This is a genomic window from Streptomyces flavusporus, from assembly GCF_046267975.1.
Classification (GTDB): domain Bacteria; phylum Actinomycetota; class Actinomycetes; order Streptomycetales; family Streptomycetaceae; genus Streptomyces; species Streptomyces flavusporus.
In genome coordinates this window covers 1,089,058-1,114,519 of sequence record NZ_CP176503.1, presented here as the reverse complement: position 1 = coordinate 1,114,519, position 25,462 = coordinate 1,089,058, and the positions used below count along the sequence as shown (strand labels likewise).

Below are 25,462 nucleotides of genomic sequence, written 5' to 3'. Positions count from 1 at the left end.
CGGATATGGCCGTTGGCATCCCCGATGCTGGCTGGTCGGCGGAGTGGTCTCACATCCACCCATTCGACGTCTGGCCGCACAGGCCGGCGTCATGACCGTGGTGCGGGGATCCGGGCTGCTCAGTCAGGTCATCGAGCGCGGCCGACGGGCCGTCTCATGCTGTTTTACGAGCTCACCCGGGGTCTGCGACCGCCGGTGGCGGTTGTCGGCTGCTTTCATCGGACCCCCGGCTGGCCGCATTGGTCCTGGACCGCGCGCAGCAGGTGGTAGGCGCGAGCCAGCAGGCGGCGGGCGATGGCGGTGGTGGCGATCTTCTTGCCGCGGCGGTGGGCAAGGCGCTGGTAGGCGGCGGCGAATTCCGGCGACCGCTTCGCAGTCTGCGCGGCCTCGCACAAGATCCACCGAAGCCAGTCCGAACCCTGTTTGGAGATGTGCCCGTGCCGCACGGTCAGGTCCGACCCGCGGACGGTGGGCGTCAGCCCGGCCCAAGCGGTGAGCTTGCGCGCGGAGGGAAAGCGCGTGATGTCCCCGACCTCGGCCACGATGACCAGGGCGGTGAGCGTGCCGACCCCCGGCAGCTGGGTGAGCACCCTGATGCGCGGATCACCCCGCGCCTGCGCGAGCAGCTGCCGGTCGAGCACGTCGATCGGCTCTTTGAGGGCGTCCATCAGGACCAGCAGGTCCTCGACCACGCGGCGGGAGGCGTCCGGCAGGTCCAGGCCCTCCAGCCAGGCCCGGCCCGGGGCGGTGAAGTAGCCGCCCGGCCGGTCGCAGCCGTGGTCCGCCAGGACGGCGTGGACCCGGTTGCGCAGCAGGGTCCGCAGCCGCACCAGCTGGCAGCGGTGCCGCAGCAGGGCCCGCTGCTGCCGCACGTCCAGCGGGGCGATCCACGCCTCCGGGAGAAGGTCGGCCCGCAGCAGCTGGGCCAGGGTCGCGGCGTCGACCTTGTCGTTCTTCAGTCGTGCGGAGGCGATCGCCTTGCACCGCAGTGGATGCACCAGGTGCGGCTCAAAGCCGTAATCCTCCAGCAGCTCCACCAGCCAGCCCCAGCCGTAGGCGGCCTCGAACGCGACTGGTGCCCCGATCGGCAGATCCCCGATCACCGACAGCACCGTCTTGACCCCATTCGGCACATTCCGGTTGACCTGCACTGCACCACCGTGGTTCACCACGGCGATCTGCGACCGCTTGCGATGCACGTCGATACCGACGTAGACAGACATCGAGGGCCTCCTTCCCGAGCCCGTTCCATACCCGGACGGTAGGCACCGCCCGGCTGAGCAGGGAAGGGGGCCCGGCCCTCATAGGGTCAGGTCAGCAGCTGCTAAGGAGTTACTAAGACCTCGACCTTGCAAAGCCGCCCCCGTGTCGGCGGCGCCTGAATCGTGACCCTTTGGCGTCGCTACTGGTCCAGTTTTCAGCCGTCGCCGACACTCGAAGACGCAAGTGCACCGGCCCCTGGCTGCCAGGGTCGACGCAGAGTGATGACGAGCCAGGCCGACAGCAGTCAGCTCCTGCTCGAGTTCAAAGGAGGACGGTAGGGTCTTGCGGAACCGGGAAGGCACTCCCTGCCCAGCCAGCCGACCGGCTCCTACCACGAGTACAGCCTCTGACTGCCTCACGTTGCTGTTTGTGCAGGTCAGGCGGGTGCGTCAGGGGCGCATGAACGCGTGGGGTCGAATCCGGGTCGAAGTGGCTATGCAGTAAATGGCAGTTCTCTGGAAGGCTGGGGGGCTCATCCTGAGAGTTGCGAATGGCGACTGCCGAATTCGGATCGACTTTGGCTGGAGCAGAACGGGGAGTACGAGCCGTTCAGCGGGACCGTCGAGCCCATCAGCGCGGCCTTGATGCGCTGTCCCGACCAGTCCGGGTGCTCCTGCGCGAGGATCGCGGCGGCACCGGAGACGTGCGGGGTCGCCATCGACGTACCGCTCATGCGCACGTAACCGGGGGTGGAGACCGCGTCGCCCTGGACGCCGTGTGCTGCCTTCGCTCCGACGATGTCCACGCCGGGGGCGGAGATGTCGGGCTTCAGCTCGTGGCTCGCGTCCGGGCCGCGGCTGGAGAAGTCGGCGAGCCGGTCCCGGGAGTCCACGGCGGCCACGGTGAGCGCCGCGGAGGCGGCGCCGGGCGAGTCGACGGTCTCGGGGCCCGGGCCCTCGTTGCCCGCAGCCATGACGAACAGCGCACCGGTGGAGGCCGACAGGCCGTTCGCCGCTTTCTCCATGGGGTCGACCCCCGGGGAGTCGACGCCGCCGATACTCATGCTGATCGCGCGCCTTCTGGGCCTGCAGCACACAGACGAAGTCAGAGTGGGACTTACCTTCCCTCCTCCCGCGCTACGGCAGGCGTCGTTCACCTACCAGATCAACCTGAACGTCCGACAGTTCGTGATCTTCGATCGTGACTACGGCCTGACCGCCCAAATGGACATTCACGTCTTCGATACAGGCAGCACCGTGCACTTCGCCTCCCCGTTCGGTTCTACGGCCCCGGCGGTACGCTTCTGCACTTCTTCGGACGCCCCTTCGACGGACTTCCCAGGCGTCGCTGCGTAGCGTCTCTCGTCCATGAGAACGCGACCTGGCACGGCGACAGCATCCAGCTCAAAACCCGGGCAGAGGAGACCTATCGATTCATGCTGCTGATCCCGTCCCTTACCCAGGCTTGCCACCGGGTTCTTGCTGATACAACGGAACGCTTCGAGCTGTCTGACAAGGGGCGGATCGGACAGGGCATCCTGGCGCAGCACGACCCGCAGATCCTGCGTCGCCCCGGCGTGTACGAGGTGATCACCGGCCTCTACACCAAGCGGTCGAAGGAACTGGCCAAGCAGCTCAAAAAGGCACAGGCTGATGGCAGCGACGAAGCCGCTCTCCTGGAAATCGCCCAAGCCTGGGGCGGCCGGGCCCGCCGCACCTACCGCTCCGCCAAACAGCTCCCGGGCAACCATGCCGCGACCGCGCTCGAGCAGTTGTGCTCGATGGAGTGGGCAGAGCGAGGACTGGAATCCAACTGCGCACGCTGCGGGCAGAAGACATTCGTGTCGCTGCCAGACACGACCGGTGCAGCAACCTGCCCGGGCTGCGGAGCCGCCGCCATCTACACCAGCACCGATACCGGTCCCGTCATGATGTACCGGCTGAACACCTTCATCGACCAGGCCGCAGACCTGGGCATACTGCCTCACCTGATGGCCATCGCGGCGCTCCTCGAACAGCACCCCACCTCACATTTCCTTCCCGGCATCAACCTCTACTTCGACGGTGACGTGAAGCGCGAGGCAGACATCTACGGCATCTGGCAAGGCAATGTCGTCGCCGGTGAAATCAAGACCAGCCCCCGTGACTTCGACGCCGCGCAGATCGAGCATGACGTTGACACCAGCGCCCGTCTCGGCGTGGACACCCACCTCATGGCCTCGGTCCACCCCATCCCCGAGGACATCCGAAATGCTGCCCGGGCCGCATGCGAGGCGAGAGGGATCGAGCTGTTGGTCCTCGATCAAGAACACCTGCGGCCCGCCCAATGAGGACTGTGGCGACCTGCTTCGGAGAGCCGACGGCTTCGGGAGCTCGTCCCTGCGCCGCAAGGTGGGACAGGGAGATGAGCGGCCGGCGCGCCCGGCGGCTGGGGATGCCGCGCATGGTGTGATCGCTGGCCGATGAACGGATCCGGGAGGTCGCCCGACTTCACTGAATGCCCAGGGCTAAACGAGCCGCGGCCGTTCGTTCGTGCAGGACCAAGTGCCAACGGCTGCGCATGCGGTGACTTGCTGGCTCTCGGCTGAAGCGCGACGATGGAAGCACGAGAGTTCATTGCGCCCCTCGGTCAGCGGAAGGCGGTGTGCGAGGCGACGAGGCTGTCGGACGGAGGCCTGAATTCACAGACTCCTTTACTCGAACGAGTACGCTGGACACTGACCTCGAAGAACGACCCGTCGCACGCCGCTCATAGAGCACCCAACTGGGGGTCAAGGGGTCGCAGGTTCAAATCCTGTCGTCCCGACTCTGCTTTCGGCAGGTCGGAGGCCGTTCTCTCATGATTGAGAGGGCGGCCTTTCGTGCGTCCGGGGGCGTGGTGGTCGCAGCCACGCCGACCGGTCCGGAGAGGTCCTCGGGGCCGAACAGTGTTGTGCCGTCGACGATGTGGAGCCGCTCGTCGCCATCCTTGCGGCGCTGCTCGACGTGCCGGCTCAGCAGCTCGCGGACGCGTGTCAGCGTGAGTGCGCCGGCCGCGAGTTCGGCGGGGCGGCCGACGGTGCGGACGCTGCCGTCGGCCCGTACGAGCGTGGGGCTGGGGTGCTCCTCGGCGACCGGGCAGATGATGGGGTGATGATCACGATCGACGAACTCGTTCGGTGTGAGCACGCGCGCGCCGGGCAGCTCGTCCTCGTCGAGGGAGTGAGCGGGCACCCAAACTTCGACGCCCTTGTGTGCGTGGAGTACGGGGATGGCCGGTCGGGGCGCCGATACTGACTTCGGCTCGTCAAGGTGAGGCTGGGTCGTCGAGGGTCAGGCCGGTGCCCGCTATGAAGCCGTCGAGGGTTTCGGGGCGGTACTGGAGGCGTTTGAGCCGGTTGCGTACGAGAGCTTCGAGCCGGTCGAGAGCGACCACGGCGAGGTTGGCCAGACTGCGCTTGACGTGCGCCCATACCCACTCGACGGGGTTCAGGTCCGGCGAGTAAGCGGGCAGCAGGAAAACCGTCAGCCAGTCACGCTCGGCAATCAACTCACGCATGGCGTGGGAGACGTGGGTGTTGAGCCGGTCCCAGACCAGCACGATCGGCGCCTTGACGAGCTGGTGGACGCCGTCGACCAGTGCGATGAAGTCGCGCTCGCCCATGCTGCGGCGCTTGCCCTTGCCCGAGGGGTGGGTGCGCAGGCGGTGGCACAGCCGGGTGCGGGAGCCGGGCCGCATGGCGATCAGCCCGGCCACCGACAGGCGACCTGAGCGTCGACCGCTCACCGTCACCTGCGGGGTGTGGCCGCGTCGGCCCCAGGTGCGTCCTTTGGGCGGCTGTCGCGTGAAGCCTGCCTCGTCCTCGAAGCAGATGTAGCCCCCGCAGGCCGCCCGGGCTCTTTTACCTCGGCCCAGGTCGCCTCCTTCCACAGGGTCACGGCCTGCTCGTCGCGTTCGGCGACCCGCCGCGCGGGGACCTGCGGGCTGAAGCCGAGCCGGTGCATCAGCCTCGTGGCTCCCGAGACGCTGTAGGAGACGTGGAACTTCCTGCCGATCAGCGTGGCTACCCGGGCGGCGGTCCACACCTGGTCCTCCACCCATCCGTGCGCGGCGGGTCCTTCATCGAGGTATGCGGCCAGTTTCTCCAGACAGCGCGGGGACAGCCGGCATCGCGATCCACTCGGGCCGCGGGATGCCAGCGCCTGCACGCCGCCGTCCCGCCACAACTGATGCCACTGGTAGGCCGACTTCGGGCTCACCCGCAGGCGCCGTGCCACCTCGGGCGGCTTGATGTCCTGGTCGAACAGCTCGGCCGCCTGCATCCGTACCGTCTCCCGGCGCAGCCGTCCCGCAGCAGTCAGCCCGCCCCCATCCGCATACCTCACACACCACGGAATACAGCCACTACCCCAGGCCCATCAGGGACTTCGGGAAAGTTCACCCTGACGAGCCGAAGTCAGTAACGCGTAGCTGATGCACGGTGCGCCAGCCCTCGGGCTTCGGCAGGCGTACGACATCTCATCCGCGCCCGGCGGCGTGCGAAGCGACGGTGTGTCCGGCTACGGGGATGGTGAAGCCCTGGGCCCGCCGTCACCACACCACCTTCCGCAGCCGTGCCGTCCCCTGTAGCTGATCTTCGTTGCCGCCGGACGTTCCCTCACGGCGGACCAGTTCGAGGATGGGGATGCCGTGGTCGACCACGGTGCCCTTCTCGGTGAAGGAGAGATAGCCGCCGGCGCCGTGGGCCTTCTGGGAGATCATGACCTGGAACATGGCGGCGACAGCCTTGCCGTCCGGGCGGGGGTTGCCGGAGCCGTTCTCGCCGCGTGCCATCTGCAGGGCTTTGCCGATGACGGCGACGGAGTCGTGGGCGACCATGGCCTGGCCGTCGTCGTGGGTGTCGGACGGGAACCACTCGGCCATGCGGCCGCCGGGGGCGAACTCGCGGGCGGGGTCGGGGATGTCGTCGCGGTCGTCCCACATGCGGGGGTGGGCGAGGCCGGTGAACAGCAGGCGGACGCCCTTGTCGGCGGACTCGGCAAGCTGCGCGCTGGAGAGGTTGCTGGTGTCGTCGCCGGTCATGACCGTGACGTTCTGCCAGGCGTCGTCCTGCTCGCCCCGGCAGGTACGGTCGGCGAGCTCGGTGAGGAAGCGGCCGAGCTGTTTGCCGCGCCCGGCGAAGAAGACCACGTCGGGGCGCTCGTCGCACAGTGCCTCGGCCAGGAAGTGCATCTGGTTGCCCCAGCTCTCCTGGGAGGAGTCGTAGACGTAGCGGCGTTCGGCCAGCCGGGACCTGGTGCCCCGGGGGTATACGTGGGCGAATTCCTCGGCAAGGGTGCGTGCGTAAAGGTTGCCTGAAGCCTTGTCGACGACCAGGGCCGCGGTGTCGTACCCCTCATCGTGCAGGTAGGAGGCGGCGGCGCGGGCCTGTGCGGAATTCGGCGGGGCGACCCGCACGAGGCGCTCGGCGACCATGTCGGTGGCGGTCGCGGTGGACGCGGCCAGGGCCAGCCCGGCGTCCGAGAGAGCGCGCGCGGCGGCCTTGTTCTCCTCGGTGGACGGCCCGATCCCGGCCACCGCGACCAGCGGGTGGTCACCACCGGTGCGCGCCTTCAGTTTCTCGACGGTGAACTGCCAGTGCCGGGAGCGGCTGCCAGGGTTGGCGAGAATCAGCTTGATCTTGGGGGAGTAGGCGGCGTTGTGCCGCACCTGCGCGAGGTAGGCGCCCTGGAGCTCATGGCGTACGGATTCGGCGGAATTGGAGTCGTCGTCGCGGACCGTGAGCGTCGTCAGATACGCCACCTCGACGTACGGCGTCTTGTCGTCCTCCGCGGTGATGTTCGCGTTCTCCGTGGCGATACGGGCGGTGACGTCGCGCAGATCGTCGGTGAAGGCGAAGGTGCCGGAGTCCGGGACGCCGACGCACTCGGCCGGGGTGCCGCGCTGCTCCACGCCCTCGGTGCAGTGCCGTTCCGGGCTCAGCCACCAGACCAGGCCGACCGTGACCAGGGCGGCCACAACCAGAGCGACGGCGGCCCAGCCGAGTATGCGGTACAGGCGTCGTCTCGTCCAGCGCGGTCTGCTCGGATACGTCCCCTGACGTGGAGTCACCACCACGTCACCCCCTCCTGGGTCTGCGGCGGCACCCAGTCACGGAACCGGGCCGCCTCTTCGTACAGCGGCAACGTGTCGCGGTCGAGCAACGCCGCGAGCCGGCTGAAGCGCTCCGCGAGTTCGGGCAGCATGCGCCCGCGCGGATCGGTGAGCGGGTCGGCCCACAGCCAGCCGGCCGCCACCAGCCCGCAGACCGTGCGCCGCAGTTCGTCGGTGCCGGCGGCACCCAGTGTGGCGAGCCGGGCCAGATGGTGCTCCGGCTCGGGGAACCGCTCCAGCCGGTTCGGTGCCGCGCACACCCGCTGCAGCAGTGCCACCCACTCCCGGCGCGGCAGTGCCTGATCCCCGGTGAGCAGGGCGGTCAGGGTGTCGGCCACCGCAGCCGGTTCGCCCAGGGCGAGCCGGTGGTACAGCACGTCGGCGGGGCGCTGAAGCCGCTCGGCGTGCGCGTGGAACGCGGCGTGCACTCGCCGCCAGCGCTCCTCGTCCGCGGCCAGGCGCCACAGCAGCAGCCGCCGCAGCCACGGCAGGAACCGCAGCTCACCCGAAGCGCCGTGGTACACCAGCCAGCGGTCGAGGAGGCGGGTGACCAGCGGACGCGGCACCGGCCCGGACGGCTCCGAGACTACCTGCGGGGCCTCGTCCACCGCGTGTGCGGCGGCCCACTTCTCCAGCGTGTGCACCTCCTGCTCGGTGAAGTCGGCCAGGAGCCGGCCGAGCGCGAGATCCACCAGCCGCGGCGCACCGCGCTCCACCGCCACCTCGGGCAGCATCCGCAGCGATCGGGGGGACACCGGCCGCTCGCTGTCCGGCAGTGCCTGCGCGAGCTGGGCGACCGCCCAGGGCAGACCGCCGGTGAGCCGGTGCGCCCAGTCCGCCTCCTGGGTCCAGCGCGGACGCCCGAGCGCGGCGAGGGCGGCGACGTCGTCCCGGGTCAGATTGCGCAACCGTACGGCGTACCACCAGGACCCGGCGCCGCCGTCCGCCGACCGGTGGTTCAGCCAGTCCGCGAGCGAGGCCGCATCCGACCCGACCACCCGTACCCCTTCGCCCGGCCCGCCGTCGCGACTGGGCCCCCAGGCGGCGGGCCACTTGTGCAGACTGCCGGCGACCACCGCCGGGTCGTTGCCGTGACCGTCCTCCGGCAGCGCCTCGCGCACCCTGGCCCAGGCGCGGACGAAATCCAGGCCCATCGGCTCCTGGCAGTTGTCGAGGAGCACCAGCATCGACTTGTTGTGCAGTGGCCCTCGTGCGTGCGCCCGAAGATCGTGGACGAACGCCTCGAGGAGCAGGCGCTCCACCCGTGCTCGGTGGTCTGCCGTCTCCTGGTGCCACCAGGCGTTCAGTTCGACCAGCGCGTCGTCCGGGTCGGTCAGTCCGGCCAGCCGGCCGGCGTACCACTGCCGTCCGCGGCGCTCCTGCAGCAGGCTCAGTTGGCGTCCCGGCGACACCTGGATGTGCTCGGACACGGCGGCGAGCACCGAGAACGGCCCGGGCACCTCGAAGGCGCTCGTCACCTGCATCGCGGTACGGCTGAGTGAGCCGACGATGTCGCGCGTGCGGGAGGGCATCTGGTGGCGCAGCCGCCGGGTGATGCCGACCCGGGCGAGTCGCCGGGCGCCGTCGCGGGTCGGTGGGTCCCAGCGGTGTTCGGTGGCGAGCAGCCCGATGGTGAGCCGTGGGAAGGCAACCGGGTCCAGCGGCTTTCCCGACTGCAGCTGGTGCGCCAGCGCGGCGAGCACCTCGCGCATGGACAGCTGGCCGCCGCCCGCGCGCGGTTCGAAGTTGAGGTACGCCACCGGGCACACCGTCTGGAAGTACTCCAGGGCCGACTCGTGCATCTGACTGGCGCCCGTGCCACGCGGCCCGAGCAGCATCAGCAGCGGACGTGGCGGCGGACTGCCGGGCGGGGTGTGCAGCGCGTCCGCCAGGAACCGCAGCACCGGCCGTCGGCCCCGGAAGCCACCCGGTATCTCCTCCGCCATCCCTGTCACCCCCGTCACCTGGCGCGAACAGCAGTGTCGCACCAAGAGAGTGTCACTACCAGCGAGTTGGGGAGGGTCTTCGAGGCGTGACAGGCGGTGCTGGGAACGGTGGACGGACCGTCAGGGCTCGCAGCTCCGAGGACTGTCTGTTCTGGAACCGACAGGCCACCGGCGACAGCGAGTTCCTGGTCCTGCCGCTCACGGGATCGGCAACGGTGACCGTCGCGGGCGACTCCTTCCAACTGGCCGGACCGAGCGGAGCGTCAGGCGCGGTCACCCACTTCGCCCACCTCCCGCGGGACGCCCGGGCGCATATCAGCAGCGAGGCCGGCGGACGGTTCGCCCTGCCCTCCGCCCGCACCGCACAGGTCCTCATCCCGCGCTACGACATCCAGTGCGAGACCGTCGGCGAGGCCGGGGCACGCGGCTGCGCGCCCCGGCCTCCACGGAGCTCAGGACAGTCGCAGTCCCAGGTCCGTCAGGTGCACCGGAGCGCCTGTGGCCAGGCTGCGGTTGATGCCGATGCCGATGCCGATGCCGATGCCGACCGCGACGCTGCGGAGTCCGTCCGGGTAGCGTCTCTGATTGGCTTGGCGATCCCATGGGTTGCACAGGATCAGAGCGCGGAAAACCGCTCCATGCCGCCAATCGCCTTCGTGCCCTGGTACCGATGGGCAAAGCCGTCGGCCCGCGTGGCACGTCCCTCCGGACGCTGGCCGGTCAGGCAGGTGCAACACCTGACCGGGGAGGGTGCCCGACGTCGCCTGGGCGCCGAGCGTGCGCGTCACACTCTGCCACAGCATCACTACGGTTGGCTGATCCAACTGGTGAGCCTGCGCGGCGGCGCAGAGGGTCGTCGCCGGAGCCGACGAAGACGTCGTGGAGAAGGAGTGCGTCGCCGCCGCCGTGGCCGCCCTCGCCCTCCTTGACCTCGACCTCCTGGGCCTCCTCCCAGTGCCGCTGCACCACCAGGCGGGTGCCGTTGGCCCGGACCGTGCCGCCCTCGCCGGCGCCGGGCCCGGCGGCTTCGGGCGTGGCGCTCGGGTCGGCCGCCGGGCGTACGGGTGCGTGCTTGGAGTGCAGATGGCGGGCCGTGTCGTCCGCCGTGACATGGGCCCGCTCGACGATCTCCAGTTCGGCCCGGCCCTCCGAGCCGTTGACGCACACCCGGTAGCCCTCCCATGGGCTGTGCGCGGTCAGCGCGTACGACATGGACACGTCGCCCTGGTAGCCGACCAGGACGTTCAGGGTGTCCTCGGTGGTGATGCCCGGGTCGAAGACGTCGCGGTCGCGCAGATATCCGTCCACGTGCTCGGCGTCGAGGTAGAGGGCGCGCAGATGCGGGTCCGTGGCCATGCCGAAGCCGAACGGGTCCTCGGCCGCGGCGTCACGGCCGAGCAAGGGCCGCTCGCCCGGCGGCCGCCCCGCGCCCGTGTCGCCGTAGAAGCGGAGGCCGCCGAGGGCGAAGACCGTCTCGGGTACGTCGTCCAGCCACCAGTTGACCAGGCCGAAGTGGTGGGTCGCCTTGTGCTCCTGTCCGGGGCGGATGGGCGGACATCGGCCGGACGGCTCACGCCATCCTCAAGGGCGGCGAGCAGTTCATCGGCAGCACCATCGGTCTGGCGGGCGACCATCTCACCGGCGCCCAATACGCGGAGAAGCTGGGGCCGCGATCGGACATCGCCCGGGTCCCGACAGGACTGGGAGGCCTCCTCCCGACCCCGCTGACCTCCGTCCGCGGAATAGGGACGTTCCGCAGCGTGTTGCGAGGACCTGCACGCCGCCCGCGACGCCGAGCACGCGGCAGGCCAGGAAAGGAGTCCTGATGACCGAGAACTTCAACGACTACCGGGCGAACGGCGGCGTCGCGCCCGACCGCTGGGCAAGCGCCCTGCACCTGTTCGACAACGGCGCCGGGGTCCCGCACGAGGAGACCACCGTCGAGCGCTGGGAGCGGGCCCAGCTGCTCTTCGAGGCCAAGGACTACATCGGCGCCGCGAAGCTGCTCGCCGTCGTCGTCGAGGAGGCCCCGGAGCAGACCGGCCCCAGGCTGCTGCTGGCTCGCGCCTACTACCACTCGGCCCAACTGCAGGCCGCCGAGGAGCAGTTGCGCAAGGTCATCGACCGTGACCCGGTGGAGCACTACGCCCACCTGATGCTGGGCCGCACCCTGGAACGTCAGGGGCGGCATGAGGAGGCGGGGCCCTGGCTGCGCATGGCCGCCGCGTTCTCGGGCGAGTTCCCGGACGACGACTGAGCGGCGGATCGCCTGCTGCGCCGTCAGCGCACGCGCCGGCCGCGCAGCAGGCGCCACAGTAGCCACGCCTGCGCCAGGCCGCCGGCGGCCAGCAGCACGCCGTACGCCTCCGGCGGGGCCGGTATCAGGATCAGCGGGACGGACACGGGCAGGGTCACGAGGATGAGCCACACCCCGCCCAGGCCCGGATCGCCCACCAGAACCAGGGTCTCCAGCCAGGCGGCGACGCCGACGACGAGCGCGGCGTAGCCACCGGCCACGATCAGGGCGGTGTCTCCTCGGGTGTGCAGGGCGGCCGACCGACGGGGCCAGTGCATGGAGGCCTCCTCCTGGTCAGGGACTACTGCGGTCTCCATATCCCAGAAGTACCGTTCCTAAAGGCTGAGCGGGAGTGAGTCCTGTTGCCAGAACCCATGCTCAGCCGCGTGCCCCGAACGGTGCTGGGCACGCTGGTCGGCCGTTTTCACTCCGCACCCAGCGCCATCGGATCGTGTCCGTGGTCCGGGGAGGCGGGGGCGGCTTTCCTCACGCCGTCGGGTGCCGTGTCCGGCCTGGGCGGTCCGATGCCCACACCCATCGCTCTGGTGGGTGCGGGGCGGTGTCGTCCGTCGCCGGATACGGTGCCCGAGGGCGCGCCTTCCGATGGCCGCACTCGCGGCGTCGTGCCGCGTGGTGGCCCGCTTCGTGCTGGTGAGGGGCTTCTGCCAGTGCTGCGCGCCCCACTGGGAGGTGTAGGCGGGATCGACCGCGACGATGGTGATCCCCAGCTCAGCCGCCATGCTGACCAGCCGCGCCCGTAGCTTGGAGACGGGCATGCCGCTGATGAGCTTGCGGAACCGCTTTCGTCTGCCGTGCTTCTCGCGGGTCTTCTCCGCGCCGAAGTCGAGGTCTTCGATCGCGATGTTCAGTCCGTGCCGGGCGGCCCAGTGCAGCAGGCGGATCAGGGCGTGCCGTACCTGGGCGTCCCGGTAAGAGGCGGGGCCTTCGAGGTCGAAGGAGAACCTGCGGGGTTCGCCGCACGGGTTGCCGTGCTCGTCCAGCCGCCAGGCCGCGAGGTGGTCGGCGTTGGTGTCCACGCCGATCAGGCCGCCGCGCCTCGCCCCGGACAGGGGAACGGTCAGAGCCGGAGGGATCGTCCACGAGGCGGTCAGGTACCAGCGCCCGCGCTCCACGTCCAGGTGGATGCGGTAGGCCACGGCCCGGTTCGCCGATACACGGTCGGCCCACTCCTCGCCCCGGTAGCGGAAGACCACAGTCTGGGTGAGGACGTACCGGCCGTGCCTGCTATTGGCCAGGTGGGCGAGCGGAGCGGGAAGCTTGATGGAGACTTCGCCGTCGGGGGTGACGCGGATCGTCTCGTTCCCGAACCTCTTCCCGCTCTCGCCGTCCGCCTGCAAGAACCAGCGCGACGCTTCCCACCGCTGCCGCCACTCGGCTTCGGTGAGCTGGGCGGCTTCGAGACGGTGACGGCCCCGGGCCTGCTTCTTGCCGCCCCGCACGACGCGGACGCGTCCGGCTTCGCGGTCGGCCCGCTCAGCGGTCAGCCGGTCGGCAAGCACGTGCAGACGCCTGGTCTTGGCGAACCACTCTTGCCGGGTGCGGTACCCGCCCGGAGCACGCTTCGTGCCCTTCTCGCCGACCGGCAGGGACAGCCGGTGCTCGATCGTCTCGATGCCCGCTTCCAGTCCTTGGATGTGGGCGAGTTGCGCACGCCGGGACAGCGCCCACTGGTCGTGGGTGGCCTTGGTGATCGATCCGGCCCAGCGGGAGGAGGACTCCTCGGTCAGGGCACGCTTGCGCTCGGCCCACGTGTCCGTGGAGTGCTCCAGACCGTCCATGCAGCGCCGCTTGAGATCCCTCGAGGCGAGCGCGCCGAGGTGCGCGCCCACGGCCCGCAGCACCTTGTCCTCCTCCGGAGTGAGGCCCTTGAGGCGGGTGCGGATGGCGACACCGGACGGGCCGGGCGCCACGAACGGAGCGGCCACCTCCCGCAGCTCACCCACCCCGATCACCCCCAGCCAGGAACAACGCAGTCCGTCACCCCGCTCGACGACCACCATCCGGAAAGGTCACGTATTCGATCGACAGACACAAGTTCCCCGAAGCGGGCCGCTGCTGCCGGGCACTCACTCATCCACACCAGAACACACTTGCGCGTGCTTGTACGGCAGCAGTACACAACCCCTGCCGCGGGCCGTGAGGCTTCCGTGCGGCTACTCGATCGGGATGAGTACGCGCACGCATCCATGGCGTGGTCGGAGACGTCACCCTCCCCCGAAGGTGACGTCCCCGACCGCTCCCCCGGTGCCGGACTGTGGTCCAGGCGTCCGCGTGGCGCGGGGCCGTGCTGTCACCAGCACATGACCGCCGTCTCGCCCGGACCCCACGAGGAGTACAGGCGCACACGGACGAAGTAGCGGCGGCCCTTGACGAGCCGGGCCCTGACAGTGGCGTTGCCGGAGGTGCCTCCGTCGTCCTGTCCGGTGAGGTAGCGGGGTTCGCCGTCCCGCTCCTCGAAGACCACGACGACGGTGTCGCTGTCGCCGAAGGTGCCCACCGTGTACGCGCGGGTCTCCGGCGGCTCGACGACGAAGTCGGCCTGCTCGCCCGGCCGCAGACCGAGCGGCGCCGAGCGGAACGGCACCAGCGCGGGCGGCCGATGGGGGTCCCCCCGGTCGAGTCTGTTCGAGACTGGGGGAGCGCCGGCCGGCGGGTACCAGCGAAGGACGAACTCCTTGTCGAGGGCCGACAGCGCGCCGGGCGGGTTCAGGCCCCCGCGGAACTGCTCGGGCTCCAGGATCAGCCCCGACGGGAACGGGTACTCCATGATCGACAGCGGATCCCAGACGGAGCCGTTGACCTCGTCCGGGTCGAGCTTGCGCAGGATGTTGAAGAACGTCCGGTCCCGGCTCCAGAAGTTCGGCGGGCCCGCCAGCTCGGCGTACACGGCCTCGTCGTCCCAGTGGATGCCCGCGAACGGGCTCTGGTGCTCGTGCAGCATGCCGAGCGCATGCCCGATCTCGTGCAGGGCTGCCCCACGCTCTCCGGGCGCGGTCAGGTCCCAGCCGAAGTTCATGGTGCGTTCGTTGTGGCCGACCCGCAGCGCGTCCCTGCCCACCGTCGACCAGGAGCCGTCGCCGAACTGGAACCCGATGCGCAGCTCCGCCTCGGACCGGTCGTCGACCTCGGTGAAGGTGAGGCCGATGCCCAGGTCCTGCCACTCCCGGAAGCACTCGCGCACGACGTCCTGCTGGTCCTTGGCGCCGGCCCACGACACCCGCCGGGTCTCCGCGGTCCCCGGAACGGGGATGACGGAGCCGTCGGTGTCGCCGTCGAAGAAGTAGTAGTGCAGGACCGTGCCGTTGACCCACATCCGCCGACCGCCGCGCAGCGCACTGAGCCGCTCGGCGGTCAGCCCCGGTGCGAAGACCGGGGCCGACGCCTGCGCGAGGGAGCAGTAGCGTCCGGCCATGCGCACAGACTGCCGTCGGCCGGGCCGGGGCGCCTGAGTCGGGGGCTACTCAAGTCGCCCTGTATCAGGTGTGAGTAGCGCTGCTCTTATGGACGTGATGACTTACGAACAGGACGCGAAGACCCTGGAGCTGCCCTGGCCGTTCGCCGGGCGGGAGGACGAACTCGAACTGGTCCGCCGGTCGTTGACCGCCGGCCGGCACGGCATCGTCGTGACCGGTCCCGCGGGCTGCGGAAAGACCCGGCTCGTCACGGAGGCCGTCCGAGGCGCCGACTGTGCCAGGGCCGCCGGAACACCCGAGACCCGGGAGATCCCCTTCGCCGCGTTCGCCCACCTGCTGCCGGAGGCGGTCGGCCTGCACCGGGCGGTGCACCTGCTGTCCGGCGTACGGCTGTTGCTGGTGGACGACGCACACCTGCTCGACGACGCTTCCGCGGCCCTGGTCCACCAGCTCGCCGTGCACGGCCGCACCCGCCTGCTGGTCGTCGCCACCGAGGGCGCCCGTGTCCCCGGTGCCGTGTCCCGGCTGTGGACCGGCGAACTGCTGCCCCGCCTCGCCCTGGAGCCGCTGCCCGCCACGGAGACGGCCCAACTGCTGACCGCGGGCGCCGGCGGCCCCCTGGAGCCGCTCACCGCGAACCGCCTGCACCGCCTGTGCCAGGGGGACCTGCGGCTGCTGCGCGACTTGTTGGGCGCGGTACGCGACGGCGGACTGCTCACCCGGGTCCCCGACTCGGACGAGCGGGCCTGGCGGGGCCCGGTGCCGATCACCTCGACCGTACGCGACCGGACGGCGCCGGTCCTGGACCGCACCGACCCCGACGAGCGTGAGACCCTCGACCGCCTCGCCTTCGCCGAACCCCTGCCGCTGCACCTGGACGAACTCGACCTCCGCCCCCTCGAACGCCTCGAGGCCGACGGCCTGATCCGCATCGACGACCACGGCGCCGTCCACCTCGCCGACCCCCTGCACGGCCCCGCGCTGCGGGCCACGGCCGGCACGCTGCGCGCCCGGCGGCTCGCGGGCGCCCCGGACCGGTGCGGCCCCGCGCTGGACGCGGAGCGGGCGGCGCTGGCACGGCGTATCGAGCAGGCCGACGTGACCCCCCTGCCCACACCTGTGGGGGAGTGGCTCGCGGCGGAGGGCGTGCCGGTGCCGCCCGGGTACGCCGCGGTACGGGCGCGTTTCGCGCGGCTGCGCGGAGAGCTGCGGGAGGCCGGGGCGTGGGCGCGCGAGGGCCTGCGCGGTGCGCCCGACGACGCGCCCTGCCGCACCGAGCTCGCCCTCGCCGCAGCCCAGTCGGGCGAGGTGACGACCGCTCAGGAGGCGATGGTGGGCTCCGCGGCGGCGGCCTGGCTGGCGGCGGCGCGTGGCGCCGTCGACGGGGCACTGGCCATGCTCGCCGAGGAGGACGCGTACGACGCCGTACGCCTCGGTGCGCCCGAGCAGGCCACCGGCCGCCTGCGCGGCGTCTTCGCCGACCACGCCGACGCGCTCGCCCGCGGCGACGGGCCCGCCCTGGACCGGGCCGCCGAACGGCTGGAGGAGCGCGGCTTCCTGCTCTTCGCCGCCGAGGCGCACGCCCAAGCGGTACGGGCGCACCGCGACCCGCGTGCCGCCCGCACCTCGCGCACCCGCGCCGTCGCCCTCGCCCGCCGCTGCCAGGGCGCCCGTACCCCCGCCCTGTCCGGCCTCGTCCTCGGCGAACTCACCGCCCGCCAACGGCAGATCGTCACCCTCGCGGCGGCCGGCCTCAGCAACCGGCAGATCGCCGAACAGCTCACCCTCTCGATCCGCACCGTCGGCAACCACCTCTACAGCGCCTACGCCCGCCTCGGCGCCAGCGACCGCGGAGCCCTGCCCTGGCTCGTGGAACTGCCCGACGCGCAGCCGGCGTGAACCGGTATCACGCCGCCCCGAACGCCGTGAACGCCCACCCCGTGGCCCGGTGCACCGCATCACCCGGCAGCGCCGCCCGGGCGTCGCGCAGCGCCTCGGCCAGCGACAGACCAGCGCTCAGGCCCTTGTGCAGCGCGAGCATCAGCGGGACGACCGCGGCGTCGTTGACGGGTGCGCTGCTCGCCACCACCCCGGCCGTGCCCAGCGGCAGCAGCGCGGTGACCAGGCCGAGCAGCTCGTCCGCGCCGACCGAGGCGAGCCGGGCGGTGTCGCAGCTGGACAGGATGATCCGGTACGGGCTGCGGTCCAGGCGTTCGAAGTCGTGCACGATCAGCGGACCGTCGGCCATCCGCAGCGCCGAGAACAGCGGGCTGTCCGCGCGGAAGGTGCCGTGCGCGGCGATGTGCGCCAGCGCGGCGCCGTCGAGTTCCGCCAGGACGCGCGGCACCCGCGCCTCGTCGTGTTCCAGGACGGTCGGCCGGCCGTACCGGTCGGCCACGTCGGGCACCTCCGCGCCGCCGGTCGCCAGGCCCGGCCCGCGCACCAGGACATGCCGGCCGCCCGGCGGCGGCTCGGTCTCCCGGGCCCGCAGCCAACTGCTCGCCGACGGTGACACGCTGAGCACCCGCTCCCGCAGCGAGGGCAGCAGCGCCCACGGCACCCGGTGCAGGCGGCCCGGCGGTACCACCACGACCGGGCCGGGCCCGAGATGCGCCGCGGCCGGACCGAGCAGCAGCTCCTCCAGGCGGTGGCCCGCCGCCTCCACCACCGGCAGCCGGCCCTCCGCCCCCGGATGGGCGAGGCGCCGCAGCCCGGCCTGGACGTGCTCGGCCTCGGCCTCCGCCTCCGCCAGCAGCCCCGCCTCGAACCGCCGCACCCGCCCCTGACCGCACAGCAGCACATGCACCCGCCCGTCCAGGACGGCGAGTTCCACCAGCCGCGCCTCGCCGAGCCGCTCCAGGAGCCGCCCGACGTCGAAGCCGAGCTCGTCACCGGGAGCGTCGCCCCGCATGTGCAGGGTCCGTGAGCGGATCTCCCGCTCCAGGCGGCGCTCCTCGCGCTCCAGCGCCGGGACGGGACGGCCCTCCATACGGGCGGCGTCGGCGCGGGCGGCGATCTCCCGGTAGGCGGTCAGGGAGCTGAGCAGCGCCGGGTCGGCCGGCGGACGGGTCGGGGGCGTGGACAGCACGGTGGCCCGCCAGCGCTCGCTCCACACCAGCAGCCGGCGCGGCCCGCCGCCCGTCAGGCTGGCCTGCTGGGCGAGCGCGGCCAGCTCAGCGCCCTGCTCGGTGGCGCGCGCCCGCAGTTCCGACGCGCCGAGCGTCATCCGATGATCGTCCAGCACGTTCAGGCCGCGTCGGCACGCCTCCAGAACCCCTCGGCCGGAACCTGCGGCCCGCGCCCGCAGCGCCTGCGCCGCCCAGCCCGTCATCCGCGCCAGCGGCGGCCCGCTGTGCCTGCTGCGGGCGGCGACCGCCAGATGCCGCTCCGCGTCCGTGCGCCAGCCCAGGCCCAGCGCGATCCGGCCCGCGAGCAGCGACGCCTCCGGCGCGGCCGGCGCCCCGAACGCGGCCAGCCGGTCGGCCACCGCGGCGGCGTCCGCGACCAGCCGCCCCGAACTGCGTCCCGCGGCCACCCGCGCCTCGATCAGCACCAGCCGGGCGTGCGTCTCCCACCAGGTCCGCCGCTGCCCGGCGAACAGCCGCACCGCCAGCGCCGCCCGCGCGATCGCCGTGTGCGGATCGCCCGCCAGCCGGGCCGCACGGGCGGCCGCCAGCAGCAGCTCCGCCTTGCGGGTCGACTGCCCTCCTATGCCGTCGAGGACCGCGATCGCCGCGTCCGCCTCGGCCAGCGCCTCGGGGGCGAGCCCGGCCGCCATCAGTACCTCGCAGCGCCGGATGTTGAGCATGAACGACGGCGTGCCGAGCTTGGCGTACCGCTCCGCTGCCTCGTCCAGCAGCCGCAGCGCCGCCGGGACGTCGCCCGACCGGAACGCGGCAAGGCCGCGGCTCTCCACCGCGTCGGCCTTGTCGTGCTCCTGGCCGGTGGTGTCCCACAGCGCCTCGGCCGCGGTGAAGTCGGCGTCCGCCCGCTCCACCGCGCCCAGCGCCAGATGCACGGTCGCCCGCAGCGTCAGCGCCCGCGCCGTCCAGATCACGTCGTCCGCCTGCCGCAGCACCACAATCGCCCGGCGTACGTCCTCCAGCGCCCGGCGATGATGGCCCAGCACCCACCAGACGTACGCCCGCCGGTACAGGACGCGCGCCCGGGTGTGCCCCGTGCCGCGCAGGACACCCCGTTCGAACGCGGCCAGGCCCTGCCGGGTGCGCCCCGCGTGGACCAGCGCCACGCCGAGCGTGCCTAGGACGTCCGCCTCCCGGTCGGCCGACTCCGCGCGCGCCGCGAGGTCACGGGCGCGGCGCAGATGGTGCAGGGCGATCCGCAGGTCGCCGAAGTCCCGCTGCCAGATGCCGATCACCTGGTGGGCGACGGAGGCGTACAACGGCGGCGGACCGGTGTCGAGCACCCGTTCCGCCCCTGCCAGCGCGTCGTTGGGAGCGGCGAACACCATCGGCAGCAGTTCGAGAACCGAGTCGCTTCCCGCTGTCACCCCTCGGATGGTAGTGGCCCAGGAACCGTGCCACACGGGATTGTCTCTGTATCAATCAGCCGTCTCGCGGCTCTACTTGTCGACCAATGCCCCACCGGGAGGAACACGCCATGGCCCCACAGCGATTCCGCGAGCAGTTCGACCACATCCAGCGCGCGATGCCCGACGTCCCTCTGGCGATGGGGCCGGACGACTCCGCCGAGTTCCTCTACGAGAAGGGCGTTGTGATCGCCCGCGACGGCGAAGAGGCCCGGATGGTGGAGGACACCGTACGCGCGTACTTCACCGAGGCCCCCGACCTGACCCCGGACCATGTGCGCCGGGCGAGCGCCGAGACCAATCGCACGGGCATCACCCGCATCCGGGTCGGCGACCCGGGCGAGGGCGGCGCGCAGGGCGACCCCACCGTCGCGCACGCGCTGCGGGCCGTGCGGCAGCGGGAGGACCGGGCGGGGCGCCGGCTGGTCAGTCGCAACCACGTGGTGCACATCGCCCCGGTCAACGCCTGCCCCGGCGACGAACCGGTGCCCGCTCCGGTCACCGACGGCACCAACCCGTCGCCGGCCGAGGCCGTCCACGACCCGCAGACCGCGGTCGGGGTCCTCGTCATCGACACCGGCCTCATGCACGACTACCGGGCCTGTTCCCAACTGGCCCACGTCGACGGCGACCGCGCGGTCGAGGAACGGGACGCAGGAGGGATGCTGAAGCAGTACGTCGGACACGGCACGTTCATCGCCGGAGTCGTCGCCGCCGTCGCACCCAACACGAATGTCACGGTCCTGGGCACCCTCAACGACGTGGGCGCCATCCTGGAGTCAGAGTTCGGCGCGAAGCTGTTCGAGGCCGTGGACCGGCACGGCTGGCCCGACGTCATCAGCCTCTCCGCCGGCACCTCCAACGGCCGCACCGACGGACTGCTCGGCATGGACGCCTTCATGGAGGAACTGCGCACCCGGCGCACCCTGCTCGTCGCCGCCGCCGGCAACAACGGCAGCGAGATCCCCTTCTGGCCCGCCGCCTACGCCGACCTGCCCGAGTACGCCGACACCGTGCTGTCGGTCGGCGCGCTGCGCAGCGACGGCGAGTTCGGCGCCTGCTTCTCCAACCACGGTTCCTGGGTGCAGGTCTACGCCCCCGGCGAGCGCCTCACCAGCGCACTCACCGGCTTCGACGCGCCCGTCCCATACGTCTACCAGCACTCCACGTACGACGCCTGCCGCTACGGCTTCACCTACGAGTGCACCTGCCAGCACCCCGGGCACACCGGCGTGCTCACCGAGGAGCAGCAGACCACCGGAAGCAAGCCGGACCAGGTGATGTTCGAGGGGTTCGCGCAGTGGAGCGGAACCTCCTTCGCCACCCCCGTGGTGGCGGGGATGATCGCCGCCCACATGACGGCGCACAAGGAGACCGACCCGCGGGCGGCCCGGCAGCAACTGCTCGCGGCCAACGCCGAGTTCGCCCAGGTCCACGGCGACCGTGTGCCGGCCCTGCGTCCGCCCACGTGGCGCCCGGTGCCGGTCGTGGCCCTCACTCCTGGGGCATGAGGGCCGTAACCGTCCTCGCCACCGCGTACGATGACTTGCCGTACACGAGGGGTGGGGCCGTGGACCGTGCAGATGTCGGCGCGCTCGTCCAGTCCGCCGTCGACGGCGACGCGGCGGCCTGGAAAGCGCTGGTGGAAGGGCTGAGCCCACTGGTGTGGTCCGTCGTGCGCGCACACCGGCTCTCCGATGCCGACGCGCACGAGGTCTATCAGACCGTCTGGTTCCGCTTCGCCCAGCACCTCACGCGGATCCGTGAACCGCACAAGGCGGGCGCGTGGCTGGCGAGCACCGCACGGCACGAGAGCCTGAAGGTCCTCAGGAGCTTACGGCGGCTGACGCCGACCGATGACCCGCAACTCCTGGACCGGGTCAGTGAGGACCGTACGCCGGAACAGTTCGTGCTCGACTCCGAGGAGGCCGCCGCACAGAGCGAGCGCGTCCGACGGCTGTGGCAGGAGTTCGAGGAACTCGGCGAGCGCTGCAGGCAGTTGCTGCGGGTCCTGATGGCCTCGCCGCCGCCCAGCTACCAGGAGGTGTCCGCCGCCCTGGGCATCGCCGTCGGCAGCATCGGGCCGCTGCGCCAGCGCTGTCTGCGCCGCCTGCGAGCCCGACTTGACCAACGGGGAGCATCGTGAACGCCCACCACGACAACAGTGACGACGGCTACGACGAAGCCGTCCTGAACGACGCGGAGTTCGACGACGGCCTGCTGGAGGGGGAACTCCGCGGTGCCGCCGCCATCCTGGATCCGGTGCCGGCCGAGCTGCGGCGCCTGGCCGTCGAGGCGTTCATGCTGCGCGACCTGGACGCCCGGCTCGCCGAGCTCACCTTCGACTCACTGGTCGACGCCATCCCGGTCAGGGGAGTGACGGACGCGCCGCGGATGCTGACCTTCCGCGCCGGTGGGCTGACCGTCGACGTCGAGGTGACGGAGCGGGGCGTGATGGGGCAGGTGCTGCCGCCGCAGCCGGCCCGCATCGAGGTGCTCGGCGGCCCCCGGTCGGCCGCGCCCGCCACGCTCACGGCCGACGCCATGGGCCGCTTCGCCGGCGACGTACCGACCGCCGGTCCTTTCGCGCTGCGGCTGCGGACCGGCGGGCAGGTGGTCGTCACGGAGTGGCTGCGGGCCTGAGACCGCCACCCGCGCCGGCCGGGGTCAGTGGGGTACCGCGTCGACCAGTTCCGCCAGTGCCGTCGCGAGCCGGTGCAGTCCGGGACCGGCCGGTCCACCCGGCTCGGTCATGTACATGTCCCGGCGGATCTCCACCATCAGCGCACTCACCCGGGGCTCGGACCCGTAGTACTCCAGGGGTACGTACGTGCCGCCGAAGGGGCTGTCGAGTCCCGTCTCCCCGCACTGCGCGAACGCCTCCCGGGCGGCCGTGAGCAGCTCGGGAGGCGTGTGGAAGGAGTCGGTGCCCAGGCAGACCGGCGGTCGTGGACCCTCGCCGTGCAGCTCGTACGGCAGCCGGGCGGTGGGATAGGAGTGCACGTCGATGATCACGGCCCGGCCGGTGGCAGCCAGCCGGTCGGCCACCGCCTGAGTCATGGCCCGGGCGTACGGGCGGAAGTAGCGCTCGATCAGCGGCTCGGGGTCGAAGCCCTCGGGCCGCAGTGCGCCCTGGTGCGTGGTCCGCGTGTACACGGCGCCCATGCCCACGGCGAGCATCTCCTCCCGCTCGTCCGGAAACCGCTCCGGGTCGACGACCAGCCGGGAAAGCCGGTTGACGAACCGCCAGGGCGCGGCGGCGGACAACTCCGCCGCCTCGGCGGCGATCCGCGCGGTGTGCGCGTCCGTGATGCGGTCGAGTTCCCCCTCCAGCGCCTCGTCGTCCAGCACGATGCCCGCGCGGACGTCGCCCGGTATGTCCCGGGCGGAGTGCGGCACATGCAGGATCACGGGGGAGTCGTCGGCGCCGGGCAGCAGCTCGTAGGAGGGTAGTGCGGCGGAGGACATCGGGCAGCTCCGGAGGCGTTGTCAGTGGCGTACGGCAGGATCAAGGTGCCACATCGACGAGCGAGCATCGATCAGGGGGAGACTCATGCCGATCAGTAACCAGCAGGTGGCCGGACACCCGTTTCTCAAGGGCCTGTACGGCGACGACTACTACCCCGATCACGTACTGGACCGGGGCAGGGCGATCCTGCTGCGGCTCTGCGAGCGCATCGAGGCGGAGCGGCCCGCCGACCTGCCCGCGCTCTACGTCCTGACCCACGCCGCCACGGACGAGTTCAACGACCTGGAAGCCGAGTTCGATGCAGCCGGCAGCGAGATCGAGACCGTGGCCCGCGAGGAGATAGCCGAGGACTTCTGGTTCGTCGCCACTGCCTACGGCTTCCACGACGCGGATGCGGAGGAGTTGATCGCCACGCGGGACTGGTGAGGCCCCACGCCCCGGCCCTACGGCTGGACGAGCGGTGCCTGCCGGGTGATCCTCCGGGCCGGTGGGGTGGCGATGTGCTGCACCTTCACGTCGAGGACAGAGTGCCGGCAGTCGTACGACGGTGCCGTGTCCACGAGGAGGAGGTACGTGATCGTCGTGCCGCAGCCGATCCGGCCCGGACCGATGCTCAGCCGTGAACCGTGCACCCGGGCCGACGGGACCTGGGCCGAGTTCGGGCTGGACTCGGTGCGGAGGATCTCCACGTACGGCACGGCAAGGTCGACCCGTAAGGGCTCCCCGCGGTCGAACGCGCTGCTGGCGATGTCCCGACGCGCAACCCGCCCTGGGGGGCGGATGGCGGGTTCGTTGATTTTCCTGTGACGGAAGTGTTGACGCGGGCATGGCTCAGTCCTAGCTTCTGGCCGAATTTCCGAACTGTGATCGAAATATCGAACAGACTGCTCGGATCAACTGACGAAGGGACGACAGTGATCCGTACCCATGCGGCATTCCGTATGCGCCGGGGCAGATGGCACGCCGCCGTCGTCGCCGTACTCACGCTCCTTCTGGGCGCCCTGACCCAGCCGGCATCCGCCGCGGAGGGGCGGCCGTACACCAACCCGGTCAAGGCCCAGAAGGGCGCCGACCCCTGGCTGGAGTACTACAACGGCAACTACTACCTGATCACGACCTCGTTCACGAACGAGCTGACGATGCGCAAGGCGCCGACGCTCGCGGGGCTGGCCACCGCTCCGAGTGTCCAGGTGTGGCAGGACACCACCTCCGGCCGGAACTGGAACTTCTGGGCGCCGGAGATCCACTTCGTCGACGGCAAGTGGTACCTCTACTACTCGGCCGGGCAGCGCGGAGCCGCCTGCTGCGACTCGCAGCGCACGCATGTCCTTCAGAGCGCGGGCTCCGACCCCATGGGCCCGTACACCTACAAGAACACCCTCACGGGCTCCAACCTGAGCCCCGGTGGCTGGCTGATCGACGCCAGCGTCCTGCGGCACAACAACCGTCTGTACCTGCTGGGCAGCGGGTTCATCAACGGCAGTACACAGAGCCTGGTCATCGCCCCGATGAGCAACCCGTACACGCTGAGCAGCTCGGCCTTCACGATCATCTCCAGCCCGACCCTGAGCTGGGAGACGTCCGGCAACCCGGTCAACGAGGGCCCGGAGCCGCTGTACCGGGGCGGCAGGACGTTCCTCACCTTCTCCGCCAGCTCCTGCCAGACCGCCGACTACAAGCTGGGACTGCTGGAGCTGACCGGCTCCGACCCGCTGAACCCGGCCTCCTGGACGAAGAAGCAGACCCCGGTCTTCCAGCGCAATGATGCCGCCGGGGTCTACGGGCCCGGCCACAACGGGTTCTTCACCTCTCCCGACGGCACCGAGAACTGGATCGTCTACCACGGCAACAACTCCGCCAACGGCGGCTGTGGCAACGGCCGCACCACGCGCGCGCAGAAGTTCACCTGGAACGCGGACGGTACGCCGAACTTCGGCACTCCGGTCGCACTCGGCACCACCCTGCCCGGCCCCTCCGGGGAGACCGCGGCCACGCCCACGGCGTACACGATCGTCAACCGCAACAGCGGCAAATGCCTGGACGTCGAGGGCGGCAACACCGCCGACGGCACCAACATCTTCCAGTGGAGCTGCACCGGCGGCGCCAACCAGAAGTGGCGCATCGAGGACCAGGCCGACGACACCAGCCGGCTGGTGAACGTGGCCACCGGCAAGGTCATGGACGTTGCCGACTGCTCCGGCGCCGACGGCGCGGACCTCCGCCAGTGGTCCTGGCTCAACAACACCTGCCAGCGGTTCCGTCTCGTCTACACCGGCGGCGACCACGTGCGGCTCGTGAACGCAAGCAGCGGCAAGGTCGCCGACGTCGCCGACTGCGGTGCCGCGAACGGCACCGACGTACGCCAGTGGACCTGGCTCAACAACAACTGCCAGCAGTGGCAGCTTCGCCCCACCACCTGAATCCCGCCCACCA

The 25,462-nt window shown here is 71.2% G+C and carries 22 protein-coding genes and 1 pseudogene; 10 read left to right on the top strand and 13 right to left on the bottom strand.

Translation table 11 applies throughout. The features are described from left to right. Window positions 1–215: 215 nt before the first annotated feature. A complete protein-coding gene (locus ACKTSN_RS05645) occupies window positions 216–1,223 on the bottom strand; it encodes an IS110 family transposase (protein WP_409468061.1) in 1,008 nt (335 codons plus the stop codon). A 512-nt stretch (window positions 1,224–1,735) separates the two neighbouring features. Beyond that, entirely contained in the window at window positions 1,736–2,266 is a 531-nt protein-coding gene (locus ACKTSN_RS05640; RefSeq protein WP_409468060.1) for a S8 family serine peptidase, read from the bottom strand. Between ACKTSN_RS05640 and ACKTSN_RS05635 the strand changes: the two genes are divergently transcribed. Then, window positions 2,265–2,558: a hypothetical protein gene (locus tag ACKTSN_RS05635; protein WP_409468059.1), complete on the top strand. Its 294-nt coding sequence runs from the start codon at window positions 2,265–2,267 to the stop codon at window positions 2,556–2,558. The two genes, ACKTSN_RS05640 and ACKTSN_RS05635, sit on opposite strands and share 2 nt — an antisense overlap. Before the next feature lie 80 nt (window positions 2,559–2,638). Beyond that, window positions 2,639–3,532, top strand: coding sequence for a hypothetical protein (locus tag ACKTSN_RS05630; RefSeq protein WP_409468058.1), 894 nt, complete (start codon window positions 2,639–2,641; stop codon window positions 3,530–3,532). A gap of 457 nt (window positions 3,533–3,989) precedes the next feature. Here ACKTSN_RS05630 and ACKTSN_RS05625 read toward each other — a convergent pair whose 3' ends face one another. From ACKTSN_RS05625 to ACKTSN_RS05605, 4 genes are all read right to left on the bottom strand, one after another. Continuing rightward, on the bottom strand, window positions 3,990–4,415 hold the full coding sequence (locus tag ACKTSN_RS05625; RefSeq protein ID WP_409468057.1) for a hypothetical protein: 426 nt from the start codon (window positions 4,413–4,415) through the stop codon (window positions 3,990–3,992). Between the two features lie 73 nt (window positions 4,416–4,488). Then, a protein-coding gene (locus tag ACKTSN_RS47525; RefSeq protein ID WP_431197146.1) for an IS630 family transposase occupies window positions 4,489–5,567 on the bottom strand; the annotation gives its coding sequence in 2 pieces (ribosomal slippage) (window positions 4,489–5,066 and window positions 5,066–5,567; 1,080 coding nt in all). Between the two features lie 205 nt (window positions 5,568–5,772). Continuing rightward, window positions 5,773–7,299 (bottom strand): ABC transporter substrate-binding protein, encoded by a 1,527-nt coding sequence (locus ACKTSN_RS05610; protein WP_409468056.1) that lies wholly within the window; start codon window positions 7,297–7,299, stop codon window positions 5,773–5,775. Further along, window positions 7,290–9,281, bottom strand: coding sequence for a hypothetical protein (locus ACKTSN_RS05605; protein WP_409468055.1), 1,992 nt, complete (start codon window positions 9,279–9,281; stop codon window positions 7,290–7,292). Before ACKTSN_RS05605 ends, ACKTSN_RS05610 begins: the two co-directional genes overlap by 10 nt. Between ACKTSN_RS05605 and ACKTSN_RS05600 the strand changes: the two are divergent. After that, window positions 9,185–9,655 (top strand): annotated as a pseudogene (locus ACKTSN_RS05600) (5-deoxy-glucuronate isomerase); the annotation flags it as partial. The gene ACKTSN_RS05605 and the pseudogene ACKTSN_RS05600 sit on opposite strands and share 97 nt — an antisense overlap. Window positions 9,656–10,001: 346 nt before the next feature. On the opposite strand, the gene ACKTSN_RS05595 reads toward ACKTSN_RS05600, so the two are convergent. Beyond that, the gene (locus tag ACKTSN_RS05595; protein ID WP_409468054.1) at window positions 10,002–10,682 is read right to left on the bottom strand and encodes a hypothetical protein; all 681 of its coding nucleotides are present in this window, start codon (window positions 10,680–10,682) and stop codon (window positions 10,002–10,004) included. Window positions 10,683–11,106: 424 nt separating this feature from the next. Here ACKTSN_RS05595 and ACKTSN_RS05590 point away from each other — a divergent pair, with 424 nt between their 5' ends. Continuing rightward, on the top strand, window positions 11,107–11,538 hold the full coding sequence (locus ACKTSN_RS05590; protein WP_409468053.1) for a tetratricopeptide repeat protein: 432 nt from the start codon (window positions 11,107–11,109) through the stop codon (window positions 11,536–11,538). Between the two features lie 23 nt (window positions 11,539–11,561). On the opposite strand, the gene ACKTSN_RS05585 is transcribed toward ACKTSN_RS05590, so the two are convergent. The 3 genes from ACKTSN_RS05585 to absR1 all read right to left on the bottom strand — a co-directional run bounded on the left by ACKTSN_RS05585 (window position 11,562) and on the right by absR1 (window position 15,010). Next, window positions 11,562–11,855, bottom strand: coding sequence for an SCO4225 family membrane protein (locus ACKTSN_RS05585; RefSeq protein ID WP_409468052.1), 294 nt, complete (start codon window positions 11,853–11,855; stop codon window positions 11,562–11,564). A 57-nt stretch (window positions 11,856–11,912) separates the two neighbouring features. Further along, a complete protein-coding gene (locus ACKTSN_RS05580) occupies window positions 11,913–13,541 on the bottom strand; it encodes an IS200/IS605 family accessory protein TnpB-related protein (protein ID WP_409474748.1) in 1,629 nt (542 codons plus the stop codon). A gap of 347 nt (window positions 13,542–13,888) precedes the next feature. After that, window positions 13,889–15,010, bottom strand: a complete 1,122-nt coding sequence (gene absR1 / locus ACKTSN_RS05575; protein WP_409468051.1) for a beta-glucuronidase AbsR1 — start codon at window positions 15,008–15,010, stop codon at window positions 13,889–13,891. A 97-nt stretch (window positions 15,011–15,107) separates the two neighbouring features. On the opposite strand from absR1, the gene ACKTSN_RS05570 reads away from it, so the two are divergent. Continuing rightward, window positions 15,108–16,910: a LuxR family transcriptional regulator AbsR2 gene (locus tag ACKTSN_RS05570; protein WP_409468050.1), complete on the top strand. Its 1,803-nt coding sequence runs from the start codon at window positions 15,108–15,110 to the stop codon at window positions 16,908–16,910. 7 nt (window positions 16,911–16,917) lie between these two features. Here the strand turns inward: ACKTSN_RS05570 and ACKTSN_RS05565 are convergent, their stop codons facing one another. Then, window positions 16,918–19,521: a CHAT domain-containing protein gene (locus ACKTSN_RS05565; RefSeq protein ID WP_409468049.1), complete on the bottom strand. Its 2,604-nt coding sequence runs from the start codon at window positions 19,519–19,521 to the stop codon at window positions 16,918–16,920. 110 nt (window positions 19,522–19,631) lie between these two features. Here ACKTSN_RS05565 and ACKTSN_RS05560 point away from each other — a divergent pair, with 110 nt between their 5' ends. From ACKTSN_RS05560 to ACKTSN_RS05550, 3 genes are read left to right on the top strand one after another with little or no spacing between them, the layout of a single operon-like run. Further along, entirely contained in the window at window positions 19,632–21,071 is a 1,440-nt protein-coding gene (locus ACKTSN_RS05560) for a S8/S53 family peptidase (RefSeq protein WP_409468048.1), read from the top strand. A 59-nt stretch (window positions 21,072–21,130) separates the two neighbouring features. Then, the gene (locus ACKTSN_RS05555; protein ID WP_409468047.1) at window positions 21,131–21,706 is read left to right on the top strand and encodes an RNA polymerase sigma factor; all 576 of its coding nucleotides are present in this window, start codon (window positions 21,131–21,133) and stop codon (window positions 21,704–21,706) included. Beyond that, on the top strand, window positions 21,703–22,203 hold the full coding sequence (locus ACKTSN_RS05550; RefSeq protein ID WP_409468046.1) for a hypothetical protein: 501 nt from the start codon (window positions 21,703–21,705) through the stop codon (window positions 22,201–22,203). The genes ACKTSN_RS05555 and ACKTSN_RS05550 overlap by 4 nt, the downstream gene beginning before the upstream one ends. 24 nt (window positions 22,204–22,227) lie before the next feature. Here ACKTSN_RS05550 and ACKTSN_RS05545 read toward each other — a convergent pair whose 3' ends face one another. Next, window positions 22,228–23,028 carry an N-formylglutamate amidohydrolase gene (locus ACKTSN_RS05545; RefSeq protein WP_409468045.1) on the bottom strand — a complete coding sequence of 267 codons (801 nt, stop codon included), beginning with the start codon at window positions 23,026–23,028 and terminating at the stop codon, window positions 22,228–22,230. A gap of 85 nt (window positions 23,029–23,113) precedes the next feature. Here ACKTSN_RS05545 and ACKTSN_RS05540 point away from each other — a divergent pair, with 85 nt between their 5' ends. Continuing rightward, window positions 23,114–23,455: a DUF5713 family protein gene (locus tag ACKTSN_RS05540; protein WP_409468044.1), complete on the top strand. Its 342-nt coding sequence runs from the start codon at window positions 23,114–23,116 to the stop codon at window positions 23,453–23,455. Window positions 23,456–23,472: 17 nt separating this feature from the next. Here ACKTSN_RS05540 and ACKTSN_RS05535 read toward each other — a convergent pair whose 3' ends face one another. Next, the gene (locus ACKTSN_RS05535) at window positions 23,473–23,718 is read right to left on the bottom strand and encodes a hypothetical protein (protein WP_409468043.1); all 246 of its coding nucleotides are present in this window, start codon (window positions 23,716–23,718) and stop codon (window positions 23,473–23,475) included. Between the two features lie 252 nt (window positions 23,719–23,970). Here ACKTSN_RS05535 and ACKTSN_RS05530 point away from each other — a divergent pair, with 252 nt between their 5' ends. Then, on the top strand, window positions 23,971–25,449 hold the full coding sequence (locus ACKTSN_RS05530) for a family 43 glycosylhydrolase (RefSeq protein WP_409468042.1): 1,479 nt from the start codon (window positions 23,971–23,973) through the stop codon (window positions 25,447–25,449). The last annotated feature ends 13 nt before the right edge of the window (window positions 25,450–25,462 follow it).

Excerpts from the sequence above, each read along its gene's own strand:
- ACKTSN_RS05645 (WP_409468061.1), bottom strand. The coding sequence starts at position 1,223 with ATGTCTGTCTACGTCGGTATCGACGTGCATCGCAAGCGGTCGCAGATC.
- ACKTSN_RS05530 (WP_409468042.1), top strand. The coding sequence starts at position 23,971 with ATGCGCCGGGGCAGATGGCACGCCGCCGTCGTCGCCGTACTCACGCTC.
- absR1 (WP_409468051.1), bottom strand. The coding sequence starts at position 15,010 with ATGGCCGGACGCTACTGCTCCCTCGCGCAGGCGTCGGCCCCGGTCTTC.
- ACKTSN_RS05590 (WP_409468053.1), top strand. The coding sequence starts at position 11,107 with ATGACCGAGAACTTCAACGACTACCGGGCGAACGGCGGCGTCGCGCCC.
- ACKTSN_RS05545 (WP_409468045.1), bottom strand. The coding sequence starts at position 23,028 with ATGTCCTCCGCCGCACTACCCTCCTACGAGCTGCTGCCCGGCGCCGAC.
- ACKTSN_RS05560 (WP_409468048.1), top strand. The coding sequence starts at position 19,632 with ATGGCCCCACAGCGATTCCGCGAGCAGTTCGACCACATCCAGCGCGCG.
- ACKTSN_RS05570 (WP_409468050.1), top strand. The coding sequence starts at position 15,108 with ATGACTTACGAACAGGACGCGAAGACCCTGGAGCTGCCCTGGCCGTTC.
- ACKTSN_RS05635 (WP_409468059.1), top strand. The coding sequence starts at position 2,265 with ATGCTGATCGCGCGCCTTCTGGGCCTGCAGCACACAGACGAAGTCAGA.
- ACKTSN_RS05640 (WP_409468060.1), bottom strand. The coding sequence starts at position 2,266 with ATGAGTATCGGCGGCGTCGACTCCCCGGGGGTCGACCCCATGGAGAAA.
- ACKTSN_RS05630 (WP_409468058.1), top strand. The coding sequence starts at position 2,639 with ATGCTGCTGATCCCGTCCCTTACCCAGGCTTGCCACCGGGTTCTTGCT.
- ACKTSN_RS05540 (WP_409468044.1), top strand. The coding sequence starts at position 23,114 with ATGCCGATCAGTAACCAGCAGGTGGCCGGACACCCGTTTCTCAAGGGC.
- ACKTSN_RS05585 (WP_409468052.1), bottom strand. The coding sequence starts at position 11,855 with ATGCACTGGCCCCGTCGGTCGGCCGCCCTGCACACCCGAGGAGACACC.
- ACKTSN_RS05605 (WP_409468055.1), bottom strand. The coding sequence starts at position 9,281 with ATGGCGGAGGAGATACCGGGTGGCTTCCGGGGCCGACGGCCGGTGCTG.